The 1,481-nt window shown below is 69.2% G+C and carries 1 protein-coding gene and 1 pseudogene; both read right to left on the reverse strand.

What is annotated here, in order from left to right:
- A pseudogene (locus UK12_RS32545) lies at positions 1-843 on the reverse strand (hypothetical protein); the annotation flags it as partial.
- 80 nt (positions 844-923) lie between these two features.
- Positions 924-1,364 carry a phage tail protein gene (locus tag UK12_RS32550; RefSeq protein WP_045306815.1) on the reverse strand — a complete coding sequence of 147 codons (441 nt, stop codon included), beginning with the start codon at positions 1,362-1,364 and terminating at the stop codon, positions 924-926.
- Between the last annotated feature and the right edge of the window lie 117 nt (positions 1,365-1,481).

Genomic DNA, 1,481 nt, shown 5'->3' on the forward strand with positions numbered 1-1,481 from the left:
GGCGGGGGCTTTGAAGACGCCGCGTTCGGTGTCGGTGCGGGCCCAGACGCCGGCGATGTGGCCGGAGGGTGGGACGGTGCGGGGGGTGCCGTCCACGCCGGGGACGTACAGCCAGGGGTAGTACAGGGTGGTGAACGCCGCATCGTCCGAATCCGGGGAGGCGAGCGTGCCGACGAACGTCTTGAGCGGCTCGACGAGTTGGCCGGGCGGAGCGTCGAGCACCGCGAGCCGGTTGCGCAGCTTCACGCAGTGGGCGACCACCGTGCCCATCAGGACCCGGCCCGTCGGCAGGTCCGGTGCCGGCGGCGTCGGTGCGGTGGAGGTGCCGGCGGTCATGTCCCACAGGCCGGGCACGGCGACCATGGTCACCTCAGGGACGGTCTCCAGCCCGCCCAGCCCCGTACGCCGCTCCGCGTCGCCGGCCAGAGCCGTGGCGGTGACGGCGGTGGCGGGATCGGTGAAGCCCACGACGTAGCAGGACTGCCCGCCGTTGGCGAAGAACCCGTACACGGCCTCCGCCGTGGTGAAGCTCCGCTCCAGCACGCGGATCTTCTTCAGATCGTCAGGGCTCCTCGCATCCTCCCGGATCTTCAGGAGGCCGGCCAGCTCCCCGGCCAGCGCCTGGATGCTGTAGCGAGCGGCGAACTCCTGCCAGCCACGGATCAGTTGAGGCACCTTCCGCTCGTCCGCCGTGAAGGGAGGAGTGGTCGTCCCCTCGGTCTCGGTCTCCGGAAGTCCGGTGTACCCCAGGAAGGCCGGGGTGGAGGTGCCCACCCCGACGATCATGCGCACACCACTGGACTTCTCCGTGACGAAGACACCCGGAGGCTTCGGTGTGGTCATCGCTGCTGCTCCCTCTGCTGCTGTCGCCGACGGCTCGCTACGGTGCGGATCCACGGGGATCCATGGGGATCCACGCGGGTCTATTCGACGGTGATGTCCTCGTAGGTGATCGTCACCTGTTCCGTGGCGGTCCCGGAGTTGCCGGCCCCGAGCTGGGGCCCCTCCCAGCGGGACGCCCAGGCGTTGGTGAGGTGGATGCGCCGGACCGTCTGCTTCCTGGCGTCCTTCAGGGCGATGGTGACGTTCTGCCGGGCGCCGTCGAGATCGGCGTCGACCAGCGTCGCCTTGATCCAGTCGGTGAACGCGGTGCTCTTGTCCATGCCACGGGTGATCGTGATCTCGCCGGTCCGGCGGGCACCGGGCTGCTTGCGCACGATCAGTTCGCCGGTCGCGGAGACCTGCCGGGTCTCCACCACGTCCTGTTCCAGGGTCAGCCCCGAGACGTCCTGGACGGTCTCGACCTGGAACTTGCCCAGTTCGATGGCGAAGGTGTTGCTGCTGAAAGTGTCACCGGTCAACACGTGCGGTGCCTCCTGGGTTCCCGGGTGTGGTGGGGTCAGTTGGTGTGGCCGGGTTGGCCGGCGATCTGGGTGATGGTGAAGTGGACGTATTCGGCGGGGCGGACGGGTGCGATGCCG

Source organism: Saccharothrix sp. ST-888, assembly GCF_000955975.1.
Classification (GTDB): Bacteria; Actinomycetota; Actinomycetes; order Streptomycetales; family Streptomycetaceae; genus Kitasatospora.